This window comes from Halobacillus halophilus (assembly GCF_020171985.1).
GTDB lineage: Bacteria > Bacillota > Bacilli > Bacillales > Halobacillaceae > Halobacillus > Halobacillus halophilus_A.
The window spans coordinates 186,946-207,450 of record NZ_JAIVAL010000006.1 but is presented as its reverse complement, the minus strand read 5'-3'; the positions used below and the strand labels follow the sequence as shown (position 1 = coordinate 207,450).

Here is a 20,505-nt window from a genome sequence, read left to right as displayed (position 1 = left end):
GTCAATCCCGCTTGGAGATTGACCTTTTTTATTACCAATACTTTTACAGAAAAAACTTAAGAAACGTTATAGGATTTGAAGATGCCCGTGGTTTCATCATTCTGCAAAATCATTTAATTACTTTTGAATAATGGTTTTCTCATAACTTTATCTCGAGCTGCCAATCCCTTGGTTCCCTCTCATAGATCTCCCGGTTAATCTCTTCAGCTAGGCTGCACCCTCTTTTCATATAGAAATCTTGAGTTTCTATGGAGGGATGAGCGCCAATGTAAAGCTTTTCTGCTCCCAATTCTTTTGCGACTTTTCTTACCTTTTGAAAAAGCTCTTTTCCGATCCCTCTCCCCCGGTGTTTTTGATCGATGTGGAAATAAGATAACTCTCGATAAACAGCACTTTCTCCAAATTCTACGGATTCAATTACTGCAAAACCGATAATCTCTTTACTATCCTCGACAAGGTGAACGGAACCACCGTTTGCAGAAACATTAGAAAAATGTCTTACAATCTCTCTTTTTTGGCAGATAGACCAGTTATCTTCAAAATGATCAGGTTTTTCAAATAACCCTTCATTGCAATTGACTAAGACTCGATCGGTTTTTTGGTACCTTTCAAAAGAATCAAGCATGGCAGGATTAATATCTTGAACTTTCAGTTGGTAGATCTTCACACACACAGCCCCCTAAACCTTTACCAAAACATCTGGTCTAATATTTTCAGACTCCCCCGAAAAGAAGACCTTTCTTACATTCATCCTTGAACACTCTCTACAATACGATCCACTCGGTTCGTCCAAAAATACCGCCAAATTTTAGGATTCCAACTGCTTATGAAGCTCTCCAGAAAGTAATTCTACCCAACTGGCTCAAATCGTTGAATCGCTGAACCCTGTCTCCACTCTCGAAGATATGAGCTAACCTAGAATACCTTAACGATTCCGGGACTTCCCCTGAATTACATTAAACTCTGAAACCAGAACCCAAGTCCTGTGCCAATGTAGTTTCCAATTATATACCCGAGTGTACCCACAAGAAGAATGGGCACAATCAGTTTATTCCAGCCTTTTGCAATTGCCATGGCAGCAGCTGTTGTAGGGCCGCCCATATTGGCGTTACTTGCAAGAAGTGTTTCTTCTAAATTGAATTTAAACAGTTTACCCAAGACCAGTGAGACTAGCACATTCATGAGCACAATAATTAACACAAATACCAATAATAAAGGGGATGTTGTGACGACTATTGCGATAGAAGCTGGTACCCCGATGACTACAAAGAATAAGTAGATCAGGAACGTCCCAATCTCCTGTGTTCCTTTGATGCTTTCAAATTGTCTCGGGAACAATGAAACGGCCAGCACGGTAAGGGTCGTAAGCATCAGATAACGATCGCCAATGATACCACCCAACACCTGGAAAAGGATGTTTACATCCTCACCCTCAGGAAGGATTCCGGCAAAATAATCTGCCAGATTAAAGGACACTGTAACAAGGACGAATGCACTCGCCACACTGATCGCTATATCTTTTAATGAGATTTCTTCTCCTTTCCAGAAAGAAGCAGCCTGCGTTTCATTCTCATCTCCCGTAAAACCCGATTCTACCTCATCAATGTGAGGTGTTTTAAATCTGTCACGGAAAAATGAAAATGATGGGATAGCAATCAATACAAAGAAGAAAGTCGCCATCATCATATTGTCGGCCACCACTGTAGCCGAAACAAGGTCACTTGGGGTCTGGAATTTTGCGGCCATGGCAGCAAAGTTAACGCCGCCTCCCGTGTATGATCCAGCCATCATTCCACCGATTTTATCCAGATGAGGAATCACATCTTTTAATAGCATAAACGAGAGAATGGTACCGGAGATCGTACCGATGGAGCTTAACAGAAAGATAATCAGCATACGTCCGCTTTCCTGCCAAATCTTCTTAATATTCGCCTGAAACAATAGTAACGGAATGGCCAGAGGTACTACATAATTCCATACAGCGTCATACACACTGGACTCAAGCGGGATAACATTTAGATTGGCTAACACCATGGCCCCAATTAATGCAATGATGGCTCCGGAAACTTTCGATGCCCATTTGTACTTTTGTTCTAGATAAATACTGATGGCAGCCCACCCTGTCAGAAACGACCAGAGCGCCCACGTATTGTCTGGCGATATTAACGTGTTATCCATTTTATTCACCTCTCTGTTATTTTTAAATTCTTGGAGCTCTTCCTTACTCCTCTGCCAGGCTTATCCTCATTTCCGAACAGATCTCCCAAAATGATAGCCAGCCTTTTACATAGAGGTTGTGATCGGCCGCATTTTTTAATATCTTTGGCAAATCTCTAACGTGGCAAATCGACTTTTTTCATTTTATTGAAAATTATGTATATTTTTTCATGATACTATAGTTTGGTAACGCCTTCAATAACATAACCACGGATGTGATAAGGTGCGTCCAAAGTTCAAACAATTGTTAACAACTATTAATGTTGTAAAATGCATTTTACAAGCAATAGAGATAATGGATCAGCTCCCTAGTCGTAGTGCAGCTCCTTAGTTAGGTGTTCAAGAATAACGCTCTATCCATGGTGCTCAGACGAAGCTCCCCAGTCACCCTTAAAGTCCAAACATTTTCTAGTGACCTACATATATTGTTAATTACAACGCACACTTGTGCATCCTGTGAGCTCTTTAATACAACATCCTCACGCATCGATCACCTTAGCCAGTCATCTACAAACTACTAGAGTTCATAGACTAAAAAGGAGGTAATGGCTAAGCTATGTATCCAAGTAAACGCCCAATCATTGCTATTACTGGAAGCGCAGGCAAGACAACAACAAAAGAAATGATTGCCAGTATATTAAATATTCGTTTCAACATTGTCAAAAGTATTAGAAATCGTAACCTTTCCCATACAGAACATTATGCGAAATCGATCAAACCTCATCATCAAGCTGTGGTATTAGAGTATGGCCTACTTAAACCCGGTGACATTAAAAAACATTGTACTATTCTTCAGCCTAATATCAGTGTAGTAACCAATATTGGATCTGCTCATGTAGGGAATTTCAACAGTAGTATCGAACAATTGGCGAAAGAAAAGTCAGAAATCATTGCAGGCCTGGAGCCCCACGGAACTTTGTATATCAATGCTGATGATACCAATTCCGAATTGCTGACAATTGAACCGTTCAGCGGGTCCATTAAAACGATTGGCATCAAGAACAAAGCGGATTACAAGGCTACACGCATTCGTTTCCATAAAAATGGGATGACATTTAAAGTCAGACTGAATAACAAGAGGCGCAGGTTTACCATTCCCGTTTACGGCATCCACCACATTTACAATGCTCTTTTTTCAATTGCGGTCACAGATTCACTTGGCTTTACTCCGGAAGAAATGCAAAAAGGATTCAATCATTCTTCCCAGTTTCTCAAAAACAATAGAAGATTAAGTTTGTACACTCTTACGGATCATGTCCAAGTATTAGATGATACCTGGAGTGCAAATCCCCAGGCAACAAAAGCGGCAATCGACGTATTATCAGAAATAGGAGAAGGAGCCAATATTGCTGTACTGGGAAGCATGTTGGAACTGGGAGAGCATTCGGTGGACCAGCACTTGGACGTTGGGAAACACTTAGCAAGGAAGAACGTGGATAAACTCTTCACTTTTGGTAAGGATGCCAGGCACATCGGGATGGGTGCCATAGACGCTGGTTTTCCAGAGGAACATGTCTTCCATTTTGATAAAATCAACGATATGAATCTTTCCTTACTCGGCGTCATTCAACCAGATACTACAGTGCTTGTTAAAGGATCTCATTCCATTAGAATGAATCGAACGGTTAAATTCCTCCTTTCTTCTTTTAGTAAAGCGGAATAGAGTTAACCATGTTCCTTAATTTAAGTAAGCGGGAGAAGTGAAAATAAAATGCGCAGATCCAGAAGCAAATGGAAGAAATATAAACTGATGAGGAAAGAGAAGAACCTCTCTGCACACTTACCCGAAACACATCTGCTTAATGAAGAATCTTTTAATACTATGATCGACAAATACGGAACCGTAATGATCAAACCTTCGAGAGGCTATCAAGGAAAAGGGGTCATCCAGGTATCTTGTATAGAATGGGAAGTGTATGAGTTTCACAGCTTATACAAAAAGTATTTAGTAGAAGGAAAGGATCATGCGTTCGAACATATAAGAGACCAGTATTGTTCTAACAAACCTTATATCGTTCAGCAAAGAATCCCTTTAGCACAAATCAATGGCTGCCCTTACGACATCCGTGTGATGACCCAGCGCCTGAAAAACAGTGATACGTGGGTCGTAACAGGAACATTGGCTAAGGTCGCCGCCGAAAACTTTGTCATTACCAATTATCCACAAAAAATAATTCCCTTAGAAGAAGCCCTCGAACGTTCCATGGATAGCAGGGAGACAGAAATAACCCGGTCAGAGATTGAACGGATTTGTATAGCCATAGCTGAACAGATCGGCCCCTATTATGAAAATTCCCGTACTTTCGGTTTTGACATTGGCTTAGATCAGGAAGGCAAAGTCTGGATTATTGAAGCGAATTTAAAGCCCGGTATTTCCATGTTTAAAAATCTTAAAGACTTGTCCATGTACGAAAAAATCAAAAAGTATAAAAGAAGACGACTTCACTAAATAAACCCTTGCACAAAGGGAACAGCATAACGGCTGTTTCTATGAGCAAGGGTTTTTGCTTATACTACCCGGTTCCTCTTAACAAAACGGACAAGCTAGATGGTTGAATGTCTTAAAACGCACCAATTGTTCATCAATTTGCATTCCACCTGAATCATAAGCAATTTGGAATTCTCTTAACACTTCTCTGGAAGTTAAAGGGTAATTAACACCAGGATGCTCGGCATTTAGAAGAGCGGCTACAGACTCTCTTACGAGTCCATGTATTCCTTCTAACCTTCTGTCAAAATTTATAGCTGTATTGAAATTCAATGTTGCACCGATAGCATCTCTATCAAATTCTTCACTATACATAGAACTTGGGAAATACCCTATCCATAGGCCATAGTTATTACGCCAAAAATCAACACTGCAACCTTGTAATGCTCCCATAAATTCTCACCTCCTTCATTATGAGGTAATAGTAGTTTATGGAAATAAATAATAACGGACACGGCACGATTCAAGGTTGAGCATGAGTTGAAAAACCCGAAAGGTATTTAGCATACTCTAAGGGGGATTTATAAATCTGCTCTTTTAATGATGTATTATTCAGTTTTTGTAAACTTGTATGACCGTAATTGCCGTTCACTTCCAAAAAATAAACCTTCCCATGAGAGTCTAAAATGAAATCAAGCGCTAGATCTCCGAAATGTCCTAAATGTTGATCCAAACTCTCTCCAGCTTGAATACAGGCCTTCTCTATTTTTTGTGCCGCACTTTTGATTTGATCATCATCGTATCCGTAGAACTCTCGTAACGCTACCTGTCCGGGCAGAATTTTCTCTGTATATCGAAGGTTTGTAATTACACTATCCCGTTTTGCACGTCTTCCTATATATTCACGCAGCTTCCAAAATCCCTTTGCATCTTTTTGGAGATAACCCCTGAAATCCACCTGTTTTCCATCTGATTCAAAAGGAACTCCTTGCTGAATAATATAGCGGTTCTTTTTCACTCGTGATGAAAAGAATTGCTCTGCCTCTTCCTCTGTATGAAGTTTTTCTTTATTTTGCTTTCCTTTAACAACGTTCGTCACTTCAATGGAATCTTCTTCTTTTCTAACTTGAATAATGCCATACCCTCTTGCCCCAAATCTCCTCTTGAGATAAAGAACTTGATACGTATCTAAGAGTTTCAAGAGTTGGCCTGCGTCACGGTATTTTTCTGTGTAAGGAACGAGGGAGGATGTTTCTGAACGTTTAGAGAGAGCTGAATAAAACTCCCACTTTCCTGTACCTTTGCTGTTGAAAAACCTTCCTTCTGTTATCTGCTCTAATAAGCGATACTTATCCCCTCCTCCTGCAACAGGGCGGTTAAAGACCGCTGTCGGAAAAGGAAAAATTCCTTCCACCCACTTCCCGTTTCCACTGTGCGGGTGAAACGCGTAACCTCTTACAAACTTAGCGTGTGGTTGAACTTCAGATAATGGAAAGACAATGACCAGTCCTTTAATGTTCCGGTAGTCTGTGACCCAGCGAAGCAGAATTTTCAGAGAGTAATTCGTAATCTTATTAAATGAAGAACCTCTAATAATTCCAAGGACAGGACCCACAAAAAGTTCTCTACCCTTCATATACCAATCAAAATCAAGATCATCCGGGACGGTGTATGGTTGCATTAAATTAGCAGACACCTCCATAACATCCTCTTCTAAAAATCTTGAATAGCGTACTTGGACTTCCTTTTTCAAAGATCCAAAGTTAAAAAAGATCTTCTCTCCTTCTATTATGTGGAGCAGTTTTTTGAAGGAAGGGTTTAAGACAACCGCACAATCTTCCTCCGTCTCAATTTTTCTGATATACAATGCTGCACCTTCTTCATATAAAAAATGGATTACTCATTCTCTTCATGAATGATCTATGTGTTCCTGTATGTATTTATATATGTACTTAAGGAATTAATGTCCATAGACCTGCCCATTAGTCACACGAAAGACTTAGGTTTGAATAACATATTGCTGTACTTATTATTCGTAAGGGGAGGCGTCGTATGATCAGCACAATGCGACTGAAAACAAACGAAATGAATAACATTTTGGAAATTCCCTCCTCCCTCCTTCTGAAGACAGGGATAACGTCCGGTGAGAAAACGATCCTGCGTTTTGGATCAAAGTCATGCCCAGTAACCGTTCTGCCATCCAGGAGGAGTGAAGGAACCCTTTCAAAAAACTGTGTAGATGAACTGCATTTCCCTGCACAAATGCAGATTAATTTAAAAGTGGGCGACGATGAACTCGTTATAGGCCCTTATGTAGGAATACTTGCCTCATTAAAAGAAAAAAACCTTCCAGCAAGATTAAAAAGTTGGCTGAACATCTTACAATATACTTCTCATAACGATGGCATCATCCTTGTTTTTTCAGCCGAAGGAATTAATCGCGAACAATTATGTATAAATGGTCATATCTATGATTCAGAAGAAAAGAAATGGAAAAGTGGAGTTTTCCCTTATCCAGATTCGATTTACAAACGAATGGGGCTAAATAGGAACTTGCTCAACCATCTCAAAGATCAGACCGGAAACAAGATCTTTAATGAAACGAGTCTTTCTAAATGGAAGGTGTATCAATACCTCTCCATGGAGGAAAGTCTAAAGCCTTATCTCCCTTCTACAAATATTTATAAATCCCCGCAGGATGTAATCGAACTTACTGATACTTTTCAATCTGTATTTCTGAAACCGACCCTCGGTTCTTATGGAAAAAACACGTACCAAATCAGTCCGAAGGATCCATCATTGTACATCATCAAACATAGGGAAAAAGGGGAAAACCACGAAGACATTCTTCATGCTAGTGAACTGAAGGAGTATTTGACCCACCATCTAGGCAGGAAAAAATATATCGTTCAGCAAGGGTTGAACATCACATTTCGAGATGACAAAGTCATTGATTATCGATTGTATTTGTCTAAAGATGCCTCCGGAGAGTGGCGGTGTACAGGGTGGATCGCCAAGGCAGGCGTTCCGAACAGTATCGTTAGTAATCACAGCAATGGTGGCTCAGTGGAGAACGCGGAGAAGATGCTTCAAGAATGCTTAGGTGGCGACGCGGAACGAGCCGAGGCAGCAAAACAGCGAGCTTATTCCATTGCTTGTAAGGCAGCCGCCTGCCTTGAGAAAAACTCTGGCAGACAATTTGGATATTTCGGGGTGGATCTGGCTATCGACGCCCATGGTCAATTATGGATCATTGAGATGAACCACCGTTATGTAGATGACAAACTTCCCCTTTCTATAGGGGATCGGGCCCTTTATGAAAAAATCCAGACTTCCTATTTATCTTGTCTAAGATTTTTATCCGGCTTTTAGTTAGTTGGACGGATAAGGAATTTATACAATTAAAAGAAAGGAGGGCATACGTTTGCAATGCAAACCATTGTATTCCTTGGTACTAATAAATCTGGCTCCAGTCGAGAAGCCATCGAAGCAGCCATGAAAATGGGCTATTTTACCGTTTTACTGACAGATAATTTAAAAAGACTTAAACAAAGAGAAGAATATCCTGATGTCCATCTCATGATATATGTTCAGGATTTAACAGATAAACAACTCATTAACAGACAAATCGCGCTGATTCAGAAACAAGGAAAAGAAGTTAGAGCAGTCGTAAGTTTTGTGGATCCATTAGTCAGTACAGCTGCCCAGGTTTCCATGGACTTAGGACTCTCTTCTTTGTCTGTAGAAGCCCTCTACAACATGGAAGATAAAACGAGATTCCGAAAAGTGTTAAAAGGAAATCCTTACAACCCTTTCTACTCCATTACGTCTTTGGAAATGGATTCGAATGAAATATTCAACCGCTATATAAAACGCTCCCCAACCATTGTAAAGTCACCCATTTCAAATGGATCGAAAGATGTGCTGCTAGTCAAAACGCTTCAAGAGTTTGAGAAAGCACATCGTTATATGAAAAAACGTTTTCCAAATACCCCAATCCTCCTTGAAGAATATTTAGATGGTCCCCAGTATTTGATTGAAGTCGTGGTCCACCAGGGAAACGTTCATATTGTCGCAATTATAGAACAGGAGATCTCCAAAGTGCATCGCTTTATAATCATGGGGTATCATCTACCGGCAGCCCTGCCAGCACCTGTCTGCAGGGAGCTCAGGCTTGCGGTTCAAAGCATTGCGGATGATTTAGGATTCATAAACGGAACCTGCCATTTAGAAATGAGGCTCGTCAATGGAAAATGGAAGCTCATTGAAATTAACCCGAGGATCTCAGGTGGAGCTGTCAACCGATTGATCCTCGAAGCGACAGGGATCAGTTTGGTAAAGGAAACGTTAAAACTGAACCTTGGCCAGGAGCCAGACCTTACACCAAAGAAAAACGCTTCCTCTTTCGTTCAATTCATTACGGTCCGCTCTCCGGGAAAATTGGTGAAAGTAACCGGCAAGCTCAGGGCAAAAAGTATGAGCGGCGTAAATAAAGTGTACGTCAAACCGAAAAAAGGAACCATTCTTACCCCACCTTTATCCATGGGTCATCGCTATGCTTATGTATTAACCAGCTCAGAAGATCCATTAGAAGCGAAGAAAATTGCAAAAGAAGCAGCAAAAGAAATCAGGTTTTATTTAGAACCATTATAGGGTGTTGCTCATGACTTTGATTGGTATGCTCCATTACCGAAAAAAACCTCACCATGTTAAGAAAGCCTATGCCTGCGCAGCTGAGGCCAAAATGCAGAACATAGGATTCGTTTATTTCTCTTACGGCGCGGTAGACTTCAGCAGCAAGAAAATCAACGGCTGGTTTTTTGAAGATGGTGATTGGGTCCTAAAAGAGACCCGCTTCCCGGACACGATTATCAATATCAGTGCTCCTAAAACAAAGCAGCAGTCCATCATCAGGAAAGGTTTGAAAAAGAACATTCCGTTTGTCAGTCATTCCATCGGAAGTAAGATGAGAGTTTTCAAGAAAATTGCCCAAGGGCGTCAATTCGCCAAACACTTAATCCCCACCGCAAGTCTAGAAACCCCTGACGTTGCCATATCCTTTATAGAAGAATATCAGCAAACTGTCATTAAACCACATTCCGGCAGTAAAGGACTATCCGTCCATTTTGTATCCCTTACAAAAGAAAATAACATCCAATGCATAACTGGGGCTGAAGACCATATTTATTCAATGGAGGAATTTAAACAGTATCTCTCCACCCTGATTTCTGAAAGGAAATATTTAATCCAGCCATTTATCGAATGTAAGACAAAAGCGGGGTTGACGTATGATTTTCGCTTACATGTCCAGAAAAACGAGCATAGAAAGTGGGCGATCACTTTAATTTACCCCCGGATTAGTGGAGGGAAGAAGCTGACAAGTAACGTTAGCAGCGGCGGATATCGCGGAGAGCTAATCCCTTTTTTGAAAGATGAATTTGACGATAAATACTTTGACGTTAAGCAGTTGTTGGAGTATTTTGCCATCACTTTTGCTGAGCATTTTGAAGGTCTTTATCAAAATAAATCTTTTGATGAATTAGGAATTGATGTGGCGATTGACCAGGAGTGGCGCATTTGGATTTACGAGGTAAACTGGCGGCCTGGAAGCAAAAACCGGGAGTTTTCCGTTGCAAAGCAGATCGTTCCTTACGCAAAAACCCTTGCCGAAAAAGCCAGAGAAGAAAAGGAACGTCACTAAAGGAGGAAGCCTTTTGAATACCAATCCTACTATTTTCAATGGTTTAAAATTATTAAAGCACCAGCAAGATCTCCTATGCGGCGACCCCTCCGATGTGTTCAGTGATTTACTAGTGAAATTGGCCAGAGTAGATACCCTTCCTTTTGTCCTTTACAAAGAGGGAGACCCCTCCCCTTTCCAGAAAAGATTGGACGCAAAAGGAGAGTCTATGCAAACATTCTGCTTTCGAATAGAAAATCTAAATGAGCAAGCAAACACCGCCCTTGTATCTTTCCTGCATCCATTCGACATTTATGGTGAAACAGCTGCAGGTTTAGATGACCTTTATCTTTTGAAACGGACCGCCATACTATCCTCTTTACCTTTAAATGACTTCGCTGCTGTCAAGTGTCTGGATATTGAGTTCATGAAACGGGAAATTATTATCGAACCGAAATGGTGAACCTTTGTTCACAAAAGGAGGATCCAGTGAAAAAACTACGACTTGAAGAGATCCTGCCTCCTATCGAGGGGGTCATCGTAAAGGAAGGACTTTCCTCATCTATTGATAGAGTGGTCACGCGCAGGAAATTACTGAAAGCGCAGACGCTATTTTTCTGTCTAGATCGGAATTTGAAAGATAAGAGCATCGAGGAACCCTTCCCTCCTTGTGTTATTGTCACCGATCGGGTCAGACATGTGAGGAATTCAACTGGAGACGCGACGATCGTAGAAGTTAAAAATGTTAAGGAAGCTTACAAGAAATTCTTAACTTTTTACAGAAACTTATTTTCCTTCCCTATTGTAGCCATTACAGGCACATATGGAAAAACAACGACGAAAGAAATGATCAAGCACATCCTGTTGGAAGATTACGAGGTTAAAGCGACAAAAGGAAACTACAATCTTTTTCGTTCGAATTCGAGTGTGTTGACCAGTTTCGGAGAGGAAACAGATTTCGGCTTATTTGAGTTCGGAATCGGGAAGCCAGGCAATTTAGAAAAATGCTGCCACTGCTTTGGCCCTTTTTCCGCTATCATAACTGGAATCGGAGCAGACCATATTGAACGATACGGGAATCAGCAGAGATATATGGAAGAAAAAGCGAAGATTCTTCAAGGTGTCGGAGATCATCAAGTGGCGATCTTGAATTCAGACTGTATGAATAGCCGTCAAATTGGTCGTACCTTCAATAAAAAAATTCTATGGTTTGGCGTGAAAGAAGAAGCTGATTATAAAGCAGACCATGTCAAATATTCAAAAGACGGCATGGAGTTTATGCTCACCCATGGCCCGCATGTCTACTCTGTTTATGTGCCGGGTTATGGAAGCCATAATGTTTCCAATGCTCTTGCCGCTATCGCGGCTTCTCATGCTCACGGAGTCAACTTGGAAGATGCTGTGAACCGCCTGAGAACGTTCAGACCACTTAGAAGACACCTGCAAATGATTAAAGGAATTAATGGTTCAACGCTGATTGATGACTCCTGGAATACGAATTCCGGTTCAATAGAAGCTGCGCTTACAGTACTCAACCAAATCTCAACTGGCAAAAAAACGATTGCCGTACTGGGAAGGATCAGCGAACTCGGAGAAGAAGAAGAAAGTGAACATCAAAAAATTGGCCGAATCGTCTATCAACACCACCCCGATCAATTGATCACCATTGGATCTACTGCATCCATTATAGCAAAAGAAGCATTGGAACAAGGCATGAACCCTAATAACATCAGATCCTTTAATGAACCGGAATCGGCTTTATCCTTTCTACATGAGATAGCCGATCCCGAAACCATCATCTTAGTGAAAGCTTCGATGCGGGACTCGTTTAGAAGCTTTGTTAAAAACCTTAAACCAGAAGAATAACAAAAAGAACGACCTTTCCTCCTGAGAAAGGTCGTTCTTTTTACTTTTTACATCTCTGCGCATTCCGTTACCTTGATTAGATGAATCCCGCTAACTTCTTCGCATACATCATATTGGCATAGCGGATCACATTTACTAGATTCTTATCCCCTGAAAAGGAAGCCACAAAATCATTCGGGTTTCGATGGTTAATTTCGATCAGCCACACGTTTCCATCCACATCGATCCCGATATCAATCCCAAGCTTTCCGAAAAGGAATCCGCAATTCTCTATGGACGAAGCAGCTAATAGAGCCACCTGTTCCATTTTCCTTTTGTATTCCTGGATTTTTGGTTTCTCGGTGAACATGCGAGCGAGAGTAACATCTGCATGTTCGACTTTCCCTCCCCGGTGGCGATTACTGACAATCTGGCCTTTGACTCCGTTTCTGCCCATCACACCATAATTCTTCCAACTTCCAGTTTGGTCTTTCACCATGATGACTCTAAAATCAATAATAGATCCATTAAATCTAAGATTAAGAGGTTGTTGCAATATAAACTTTTCTCCACCGAAATGCGTTTCAAGAAAATCTTTTGCCTCAAACAAACTAGCAAATGTATAGTCCTCTTTCGAATCTAGTTGAATATACTGAATCGTCACCCCACTCTTTTCCTGCTGAACTTTCGCTACTCTCTTCCCTTGCATCCCTTTTATTGGTTTGATATAAACCGCTCCGAACTTTTCGATCATCTGCTGAGCATCCACTAGATTTCGGAAAATTTTTGTCTGAGGCAGAAATGGTTTTAATTCTGCGGAATTTTTAAACCATGTGTACATCTCCCACTTATCAAAAGTGGAAGAGTTAAAGATCCGCTTTCCAATTACTGACTCGAAATGCCTGTGTAAGTCTTTCTTGAGCGATGATCTCTTAAAAATGGCCATCGGATAAGGGTAAATCCCTTTTACCCATTTTTTATTCACGGGGTTATACAGGTACCCAAAGATCATTTTTTTATCGCGGTCGATTCCATCATTGGTAAAAGCAAGAATGGCACCGCCGATCGCTTCGTATTTTTTTACATACCTGCTGAGTCTCAATCCTTTTTCGAATAATTTCTTTAACGATCTGCCTGCTACAATACCTATAAGGGGACCGACATGAATGCTCCCTTGCTTATGAATGATTTCATAGACAGGCTCTACCGGAAGCATCAACGCGCGCAGGACATCTCCCGACATGAGGATTTCATCGTCATTCACTTGATCGGATATTCTGATTTCCGCTTCACAACTCTGAAGACCGAAATTCCAAGTCATCAGGTTCTTTCCAACTATTCCCCATCGTTCGCTGTTCGACGGGTGTATAACCACCACGGCACCCGTTTCTCCTTCCTTTCTTATCCGGTACATCATCTTCATTCTCACCTCTTCTTACATACTCCAATCCAATACACATTCACATACTATGACTATCGCTTTTTTGTGCGCCTGGTTTTTAACACATCGGGCTCCTATGAAATATATATAAAAGACGATTGAAAAGCGGGAGATGATCCATGTGGAAAAGGAATATATTGGTGTAATTTTGCCAAATGGCATATACCAGTTACTTTCAGAAGGAAAAAGTCAAATCAATGTCCGGGCCTATCAGGAAGCTGGGGAGCACTACCATTTCACACCAGTATTCATGAGACTGAAAGGATTGCAGCCCGGTGTTGATTATGTAGAGGGGTTTATTAAAAAAGGGGAGACCTTTGAACTTGAGACGGTTGAGCTTCCTAAAGTCATTTACACAAGGAGCTTTCTATCAAAGAAACAAAAACGTTTCTTAGAAGATAAGAAGGTACAGTTCTACAACAAAAAAGGGATCGGACATGATAAGTACAAAATGCATCAAATTATTAGTGAAAACCCTGACTTAATTCCATTCCTTCCTGAAACCGAGAAAGCATCTCTTACAGCATTAGAAAAAATGATGAATCAGTATGATCGACTCATTCTTAAGCCTGCAAAAGGAAGCTTGGGCGGAGGGATCATGAAATTATCGAGAAGTGGACCCGAATGTTGGCATCATTGGCATTTGAAGTACCCTGTCGCAAGGCGGGAATGGTCTGAACTTACCTTTACGACCTTCAAGGATGGAATACCTGAGGTTATACGAGAAGCATTTGAGAAGAAACCATACATCATTCAGCGGCAGATCGAGCTCGCAACTTATCAAGAGAGACCTTTTGACCTTCGAATCGTTGCCCAGCGTAATCACACAGGGAACTGGGTCGTGGCAGGGATGTTGTGTAAAGTTTCTCCATCCAAGGACCAGTTTGTTACGAACATCAGTCAGGGAGGAAGCTCTCTTGATTTTGACAAAGTGTTAAAAGCGCATCCTTACCTTCCCTGCAAGAAAACCAAAGCAAACTTAGCCAATCTAACTTTAAAATTAGCCCAGCACCTTGAACATTACACCGACCATATCGCGGATATTGCTTTTGATTTCGCCTTGGATACATCAGGTCACCCTTATTTTATTGAAAGCAACTTTCGAGGACGTTATGGAAATGTAAAGTATAAAGGGAAAAGATATGAAGAATGGAAAGCGAAGCATTTCAACCCTATAGGTTATGGGAGATACTTGTATAACAAAATAAAAGATGAATCTTAAAAATAATAGTTCCCTCATCCCATTAGAGATGAGGGAACTATTACTAGAGTTTAGTTGCTGATGCTTCTACGTACGTGTACTTCCTCAGGCTGCCCTTTCTCACAAACCCGTACTTTGAATAAACAGGAAGACTGTTTTTATTGCAGTAAGCGTAAACTTTGTCAGGATCGAGCTCAGCAATTCTTTTCAGTCTATTTTCGAATAATTGGCGGTAAATACCCATTTTACGATATGATTTCAGAACTAGATCACTCTTACACTTAACTCCGTATCTTGTACGACGATAGGCACATGCACCCACCAGTTCCTTGCCATATTTGGCACCTATCCAGACGGTTCTTTTGAAATTTCTTAATTTAAGTCCTTCTTCCGTATAAGCTGGTTTTAGCATTAACACTTCAGAAAAAGACACTTCCTCTATGACAATGTCCAAATGATTCACCTCATCGAAGGTCATTCCTTTCTACTCTATTCATAAACACTTGTATGTGCGTGGACCAACGCACATCACAGGTGTCTCTATGCTATAAAATTTACCATGTCTATCAAAATACTTTTCGATAGGGGTTTAACGCTCATATTTTTTTTATTACTGTAAGAACTGTAATTCGGATATATCATATAATAATGGCGTACAGCTTGAACTACCCCCACTTACTCGCTGACGCTCCTTGAAGTTGGGGGATTCCTAAGAGCACGAACCTAACGGTTCGTTCAAATGATTAGGCTAGCCCCGTCGCACCGACGGTTGGAAGGATTCTTTGAATCTCCTTCAATATATTGAAGCTCGCATTTAGGTCGCGGTCGTGGTGGCAACCGCAATCTGGGCAATCCCACGTTCGAACAGCGAGATTCTTTACCTCCCTGTTTTGGTATCCGCACTTAGAACACAGCTGTGAACTCGCAAAAACTTTCGATACGGTTACCAACTGCTTCCCGTACCACTTTGCTTTGTATTCGAGCATAGAGGTGAACATCGACCAGCTCGCATCACTAATCGATTTGGATAGTTTTCGGTTTTTGAGCAAATTGGAAATGTGGAGATTTTCTACCCCGATCACATCGTGGTTTTTGATGATTTCGGTAGAAATCTTATGCAGATAATCTTTGCGGGAGTTCGCTATCTTCTCGTGAAGTCTGGCTACTTTAATCCGTTGCTTATGCCAATTCGAAGATCCCTTTTCCCTTCGGGAAAGGATACGTTGAGCTTTGGCTAGTTTCTTTTCGGTCTTACGTAGGTATCGTGGGTTTTCATAGATGGTGCCATTCGATAGAACAGCGAAGTCTTTCAATCCGAGATCAATGCCAACATAAGCGTTGGATTTAGGAAGTTCCTGCATATCTGTTTGAACAAGAATCGATACAGAATATTTTCCGGTCGGATGGCGGCGAACCGTCGCACTCAAAATGCGACCTTTCACTTCACGACTCTTGGCAAATCTCACAAGCCCCAGCTTAGGCAGCTTGATTTTGCGATCCTGGATGGCAATATTTCCGTTGGTGCATTTTGTGGTGTAGGACTGGACTTTGTTCTTCTTTGATTTGAACCGCGGAGGTTGGTTTTGCTTTTTGAAAAACCGTTTATAAGCGTCAGAAAGATGTTTGATCGACGTTTGGATGGCGGTGCTATCCACTTCCTTTAACCAAAGGAATTCTCTTTTAAGGTTAGGTAATTGTTTGGAACAAGTAGCGTAACTCAAACCTTTTCCGGTCTCCTTGTAGGCACGGCTCCATTCGGAGAGGAAATGATTGAAGACAAAACGAGCGCAACCGATTGTCTTAGCGATGAGCGATTCTTGGGTTTTATTTGGATAGATACGAAAGTTATACGCTTTATGCTTCAACCTTTCCACCTCCTAATCAGGAACATATGTTCTTACTTTAGGATATCACGGAAGGGAGAATATTCAAAGGCATTTGCCTTACGGCAACGGCATTCATCTCCCCCTTACCACCGGTCTTCGACACGGCGGTTGAAGAGGGAGTCTTCTGCCGATGAATGATAAATCTAACTCCTTATTGATCTCTGTACAAAGAAAAAGCCGGAGTCTAAGCCAGACTCTGGCTCACTTTTTTTACTAATCATTGCTTTCTTTCGTAAACTACATCAAAAAGATTCAAAACTTCCTTTTGACAAAGAATGGCTGCCCTTGAATAGCTTCACTATTTTGACAATATTCTATCATGTCGGAACTTGAAGATGTGCGCACCTTCTAGGTAAACGACGACACCCTTTTAATAAGTCGATAATATCCTATTAGCGTACCATTATAAATTCATGAAGGGAGCGATAATCATGGGAGTAGGATGCTTATGCGAAGTAAACGTAACTCAGTGTCCAAGTACAATAGTAGCGGGAGTCCCTTTTCAAGTGGTTTTCCAGGTTAATGTAATGGGCTTGTGCGACAATTGCCGAGTACGATGCCTCAGTGTCGTACCTGGAAATATAGAATCCACATGCACCTTAAGTGCTCCAGGAATCATACCCAATCCAGATGGAACATTGAATGTGGAACAGGGTGAAACAACCGTTACAGCAACGGTTGTAGCTGATGCTTGTCCAAACGCAGGAAATATCATTGTCGATTTAGCCGTGCGATGTCAAAACGAATCAGGAGTAGAAACATGTGAGGATTCCGCAGTATGTGTGATCAGAAATTGTGAAAACCAGCCAACATGTCCCCCGCCCCAATAAGTAATCACCTTAAGTTTTCTAATTCAGCGGAAGTGCAGCGTATCCGTATTCAATTCAAACAGGTGAATAATGCCAAAAAGCCCTTCATTAACTAAGGAGTGGCTTTTATTTTTGATAAAAAAATTTTCCGAGGGGCAGGCAATGGTGGAGCAACGTTAGTTGGGCTACGGAACGTGGAGACATTCCCTCACCCTCACGAATGGATTAGTTCAGTCTATAAAATTAACTTTGTCTACTGCCCACTACTAGTTTCTTATTCGTTGCCTTACATGCTTTTTCGTTGGCCATACAGATGCCCTCTAAGCTATAAACCTTGCCGTCTCAAACCTTATATTTTCCCTGCACAAGACAAGGTGCAAGCGCCCCTCCCTTTTTGAGCCCCACGGAAAGCGTAGCCTGAGGAAGCTCAGCGCAGAAAAAGGTCGACTAGGAACGCCACGTCATGTGGCAACGTCGCAGGACCTTTCTTCGTGCAGGGCCGGAAAGCGACTCGTTCCCTGCAGGACCTAACTTTATTACTAGATATCTCAAAACTGAGCCTTAAAGTAAGGGGAGCCTAATCTTAAAATCAACACGGTAGTTTAACTAGGCCATTAATGTAAGAACTTCAATTCGGATCCATCATATAATGATTGTGTACAGTATAAATCTTTCTCCTTATAGGTTCCTGTACAAAGCCACACAGCCGGAGTCTAAGCCAAGGGCTCTGGCCTATTATTTTTAGTAACTCAGAGAATTTCTTCCCGACTTCTCTCCGCCACCCTTTGAAAGAAGAAGATTTCATCTTTTCTAGGAGTGGTGAATACATAGGCATTTCTTAATATCAACCCCCGTTTTGTGGTATTCTTAAAGTATAATGGAAATATTTTGTCGAGGATAAGGAAGGACTCAAAAGGGGCTGACGAAGCATGGACAACTTCTACTCTTCTACGCTTGAGAATTTAGAAAAAACATTCATGCCGTATCTATCGGAATACCAGCGCTATATCGATTTTCACACCATGAGAGAAATGAAGCAGGTCAGCAAAGGGAAATTCCCTGTTTATTTCGATCTGGATATTAAAGAACTGGTAGAGATGGACAAAAGATATATATTGGATATGTTCTGGAATGGTGTCTTTTTTACCGTGATCATTCCCAAGAAATCCAATATGTTCAGAGGAACCATCGAGGTGTACGGTAAACCGCCGACCATGCTGCTCGGGCGGTTTGAAGTGGAAGAAGAAAAAGCGATATTCCCTACGTTTTATAAAGAAGAATTCACAAGAAGAAAAGGCCTTGGAGACACGCTGCGTGACTTCTCCCAGGTTTTGTACACGTATTTAGAATCCTACGTGGAGAAAAGAAAACCATTCGAAGAGGAAACAACTGCGGAACATCCCGGAGAAACGATCCTCGAAGGATGGGAGTTCCCATTTCTCGAGCAGCACCCTGATCTTCAAAAGGAATGGGCCTCCCTCAAGAAACGGACCGTAAAACAATTTAAACGAATGGAAGAGCTCGAAATTGAAGAGCAATATGCCCTGGAAACGATGATGGACAAGGACGTTCCCGACTTTATCGAGTCGTTTCAACGATTGTCGGATGAGAATAAGGAAAACCGGAAAGATGAACTGCTTGATACGATGTACGATTTGCGTAAGTTCATTGAAACGCTGGAAGAAAAAGAAGAAGCAGGTTATGCACAGAATTTTGCCAGAAGCAAGGGAATCATTGCGTCCAAGTACAATAAGGAAGACGAAAATTTCTTCTCGCGCAAGTAAAGAGATGCTATGTTATATCCGGAAACCAACAAAAGGCAGATAGGTGGTATGAATATGAGTGAAAAATCTTTCCAACGAGATAAAGAAGCTGAAATGAACCATCAGGACCTGAGAGAAGCGATGACGCTTATTGAAAAAGAAGATATCGACCGCCTGAATGACGAGGCGGAAGCGTACGCGGAAAGATTCCATTCTTCCAGAGACGACTCCCTTTCCGATGTGATGAGAGAGCTCGGGGATCTTGGTGAAAAGGAACAGCGTGTCGCAGGAGAAACGATGGAAACGCTGAAGCGCCCGGTAAACGACCTGATGACGAAAGGCAATAATGACATCCCCCAATCATTGAATGAACTGGAGGCAATCGTATCTGATCTTGATCCGAAGCGCACCGAAGGCAACGGCGTGCAGCGATTCTTCTATAAACTAAGCAAAAAACAGCCCATTGACCGCTACATGCAGAAATACGAATCAGTCGACTCGAAAATCGATACGGTAGTGCGCAGCCTGCTTTCCGGGAAAGACCGCCTGGAAGAAGACAGCGTCGAACTGCAGCTGATCAAAGAAAACGCGCAGAAGCGTATTTACGACCTGGACAAGCAGATTTATCTCGGGAAGAAGCTGTTTGAGCTTTTGAAAGAAAAAGAAGCGACGGGTGAATACGACCTGGCACTGCTTACCGAAGGAAAAGAAAAGATCATTACCCGTACAAGAAATATGACGCAGATGAAAAGTGTCTTGCATCAGAGCATTTCTTCCGTAGATATTATTAAGAAAAACAACGAAAAGCTGAAGGAATCGATTCGCAATGCCGTTACGCTGACGAAAAATATTATTACCGTCTCCGCTTCGATTCAGCTGGCTTTGAATAATCAGCGTAAAGTAATCGATACCGTGAACGGCGTGAATAAAGCGACGGAGAATATGCTGCTTTCCAACTCCAGAAACCTGAAAGAAAACGCAGAAGAAACGACCCAGATGATGGAAAATCCAGCGATCAGCATGGAAGCTCTTCAAGAGTCTTTCGATAACGTGTTCGAAGCCCTGAAAACGACCGAGCAGTCGTCCGAGCGGATTATCGCTTCGAGTGAACAGTTTATTGAAGAGATGGATGCGCTAAACGAAAACGTCCGGCAAAAACTATCCCAGTCTGGCAGACAAAAAGCGCTTCGTGACTGAAGCGCTTTTTTTGTATAGAGCGATTTATGCGATACGTG

At 41.6% G+C, this 20,505-nt stretch carries 18 protein-coding genes; 11 read left to right on the top strand and 7 right to left on the bottom strand.

Going from position 1 to position 20,505, the window contains the following annotated elements; translation table 11 throughout:
* Positions 1 to 139: 139 nt before the first annotated feature.
* Both LCM11_RS12225 and LCM11_RS12220 read right to left on the bottom strand, forming a co-directional pair.
* Entirely contained in the window at positions 140 to 667 is a 528-nt protein-coding gene (locus LCM11_RS12225; RefSeq protein ID WP_224894565.1) for a GNAT family N-acetyltransferase, read from the bottom strand.
* 284 nt (positions 668 to 951) lie between these two features.
* Complete coding sequence (locus LCM11_RS12220) at positions 952 to 2,178, bottom strand: DUF819 domain-containing protein (protein WP_224894564.1); 1,227 nt, start codon at positions 2,176 to 2,178, stop codon at positions 952 to 954.
* Positions 2,179 to 2,773: 595 nt separating this feature from the next.
* Here LCM11_RS12220 and LCM11_RS12215 point away from each other — a divergent pair.
* A complete protein-coding gene (locus tag LCM11_RS12215) occupies positions 2,774 to 3,880 on the top strand; it encodes a UDP-N-acetylmuramoyl-tripeptide--D-alanyl-D-alanine ligase (RefSeq protein ID WP_224894563.1) in 1,107 nt (368 codons plus the stop codon).
* Between the two features lie 48 nt (positions 3,881 to 3,928).
* Positions 3,929 to 4,666 (top strand): YheC/YheD family protein, encoded by a 738-nt coding sequence (locus tag LCM11_RS12210; protein WP_224894562.1) that lies wholly within the window; start codon positions 3,929 to 3,931, stop codon positions 4,664 to 4,666.
* Positions 4,667 to 4,744: 78 nt separating this feature from the next.
* Here the strand turns inward: LCM11_RS12210 and LCM11_RS12205 are convergent, their stop codons facing one another.
* Positions 4,745 to 5,098: a hypothetical protein gene (locus LCM11_RS12205; protein WP_224894561.1), complete on the bottom strand. Its 354-nt coding sequence runs from the start codon at positions 5,096 to 5,098 to the stop codon at positions 4,745 to 4,747.
* Between the two features lie 70 nt (positions 5,099 to 5,168).
* Entirely contained in the window at positions 5,169 to 6,512 is a 1,344-nt protein-coding gene (locus LCM11_RS12200) for a YheC/YheD family protein (RefSeq protein ID WP_224894560.1), read from the bottom strand.
* Between the two features lie 185 nt (positions 6,513 to 6,697).
* On the opposite strand from LCM11_RS12200, the gene LCM11_RS12195 reads away from it, so the two are divergent.
* Genes LCM11_RS12195 through LCM11_RS12175 form a run of 5 tightly spaced genes read left to right on the top strand, consistent with a single transcriptional unit; the run spans position 6,698 to position 12,191 of the window.
* The gene (locus LCM11_RS12195; protein ID WP_224894559.1) at positions 6,698 to 8,017 is read left to right on the top strand and encodes a YheC/YheD family protein; all 1,320 of its coding nucleotides are present in this window, start codon (positions 6,698 to 6,700) and stop codon (positions 8,015 to 8,017) included.
* Between the two features lie 57 nt (positions 8,018 to 8,074).
* Positions 8,075 to 9,298 carry an ATP-grasp domain-containing protein gene (locus tag LCM11_RS12190; RefSeq protein ID WP_224894558.1) on the top strand — a complete coding sequence of 408 codons (1,224 nt, stop codon included), beginning with the start codon at positions 8,075 to 8,077 and terminating at the stop codon, positions 9,296 to 9,298.
* 10 nt (positions 9,299 to 9,308) lie between these two features.
* A complete protein-coding gene (locus tag LCM11_RS12185) occupies positions 9,309 to 10,346 on the top strand; it encodes a YheC/YheD family protein (RefSeq protein ID WP_224894557.1) in 1,038 nt (345 codons plus the stop codon).
* A gap of 13 nt (positions 10,347 to 10,359) precedes the next feature.
* Positions 10,360 to 10,788 carry a hypothetical protein gene (locus LCM11_RS12180; protein ID WP_224894556.1) on the top strand — a complete coding sequence of 143 codons (429 nt, stop codon included), beginning with the start codon at positions 10,360 to 10,362 and terminating at the stop codon, positions 10,786 to 10,788.
* A 26-nt stretch (positions 10,789 to 10,814) separates the two neighbouring features.
* Complete coding sequence (locus tag LCM11_RS12175) at positions 10,815 to 12,191, top strand: Mur ligase family protein (RefSeq protein ID WP_224894555.1); 1,377 nt, start codon at positions 10,815 to 10,817, stop codon at positions 12,189 to 12,191.
* Positions 12,192 to 12,267: 76 nt separating this feature from the next.
* Here LCM11_RS12175 and LCM11_RS12170 read toward each other — a convergent pair whose 3' ends face one another.
* Complete coding sequence (locus LCM11_RS12170) at positions 12,268 to 13,593, bottom strand: YheC/YheD family protein (RefSeq protein ID WP_224894554.1); 1,326 nt, start codon at positions 13,591 to 13,593, stop codon at positions 12,268 to 12,270.
* A 139-nt stretch (positions 13,594 to 13,732) separates the two neighbouring features.
* Between LCM11_RS12170 and LCM11_RS12165 the strand changes: the two genes are divergently transcribed.
* Complete coding sequence (locus tag LCM11_RS12165) at positions 13,733 to 14,833, top strand: YheC/YheD family protein (protein ID WP_224894553.1); 1,101 nt, start codon at positions 13,733 to 13,735, stop codon at positions 14,831 to 14,833.
* Positions 14,834 to 14,876: 43 nt separating this feature from the next.
* On the opposite strand, the gene LCM11_RS12160 is transcribed toward LCM11_RS12165, so the two are convergent.
* Both LCM11_RS12160 and tnpB read right to left on the bottom strand, forming a co-directional pair.
* Complete coding sequence (locus LCM11_RS12160) at positions 14,877 to 15,266, bottom strand: GNAT family N-acetyltransferase (RefSeq protein ID WP_224894552.1); 390 nt, start codon at positions 15,264 to 15,266, stop codon at positions 14,877 to 14,879.
* A gap of 289 nt (positions 15,267 to 15,555) precedes the next feature.
* A complete protein-coding gene (gene tnpB, locus LCM11_RS12155; protein WP_224894551.1) occupies positions 15,556 to 16,686 on the bottom strand; it encodes an IS200/IS605 family element RNA-guided endonuclease TnpB in 1,131 nt (376 codons plus the stop codon).
* 443 nt (positions 16,687 to 17,129) lie between these two features.
* On the opposite strand from tnpB, the gene LCM11_RS12150 reads away from it, so the two are divergent.
* The 3 genes from LCM11_RS12150 to LCM11_RS12140 all read left to right on the top strand — a co-directional run bounded on the left by LCM11_RS12150 (position 17,130) and on the right by LCM11_RS12140 (position 20,467).
* Positions 17,130 to 17,528 carry a hypothetical protein gene (locus LCM11_RS12150; RefSeq protein WP_224894550.1) on the top strand — a complete coding sequence of 133 codons (399 nt, stop codon included), beginning with the start codon at positions 17,130 to 17,132 and terminating at the stop codon, positions 17,526 to 17,528.
* Positions 17,529 to 18,436: 908 nt separating this feature from the next.
* Positions 18,437 to 19,291 carry a hypothetical protein gene (locus LCM11_RS12145; protein ID WP_224894549.1) on the top strand — a complete coding sequence of 285 codons (855 nt, stop codon included), beginning with the start codon at positions 18,437 to 18,439 and terminating at the stop codon, positions 19,289 to 19,291.
* Between the two features lie 54 nt (positions 19,292 to 19,345).
* Positions 19,346 to 20,467: a toxic anion resistance protein gene (locus LCM11_RS12140; RefSeq protein ID WP_224894548.1), complete on the top strand. Its 1,122-nt coding sequence runs from the start codon at positions 19,346 to 19,348 to the stop codon at positions 20,465 to 20,467.
* Positions 20,468 to 20,505 lie beyond the last annotated feature (38 nt).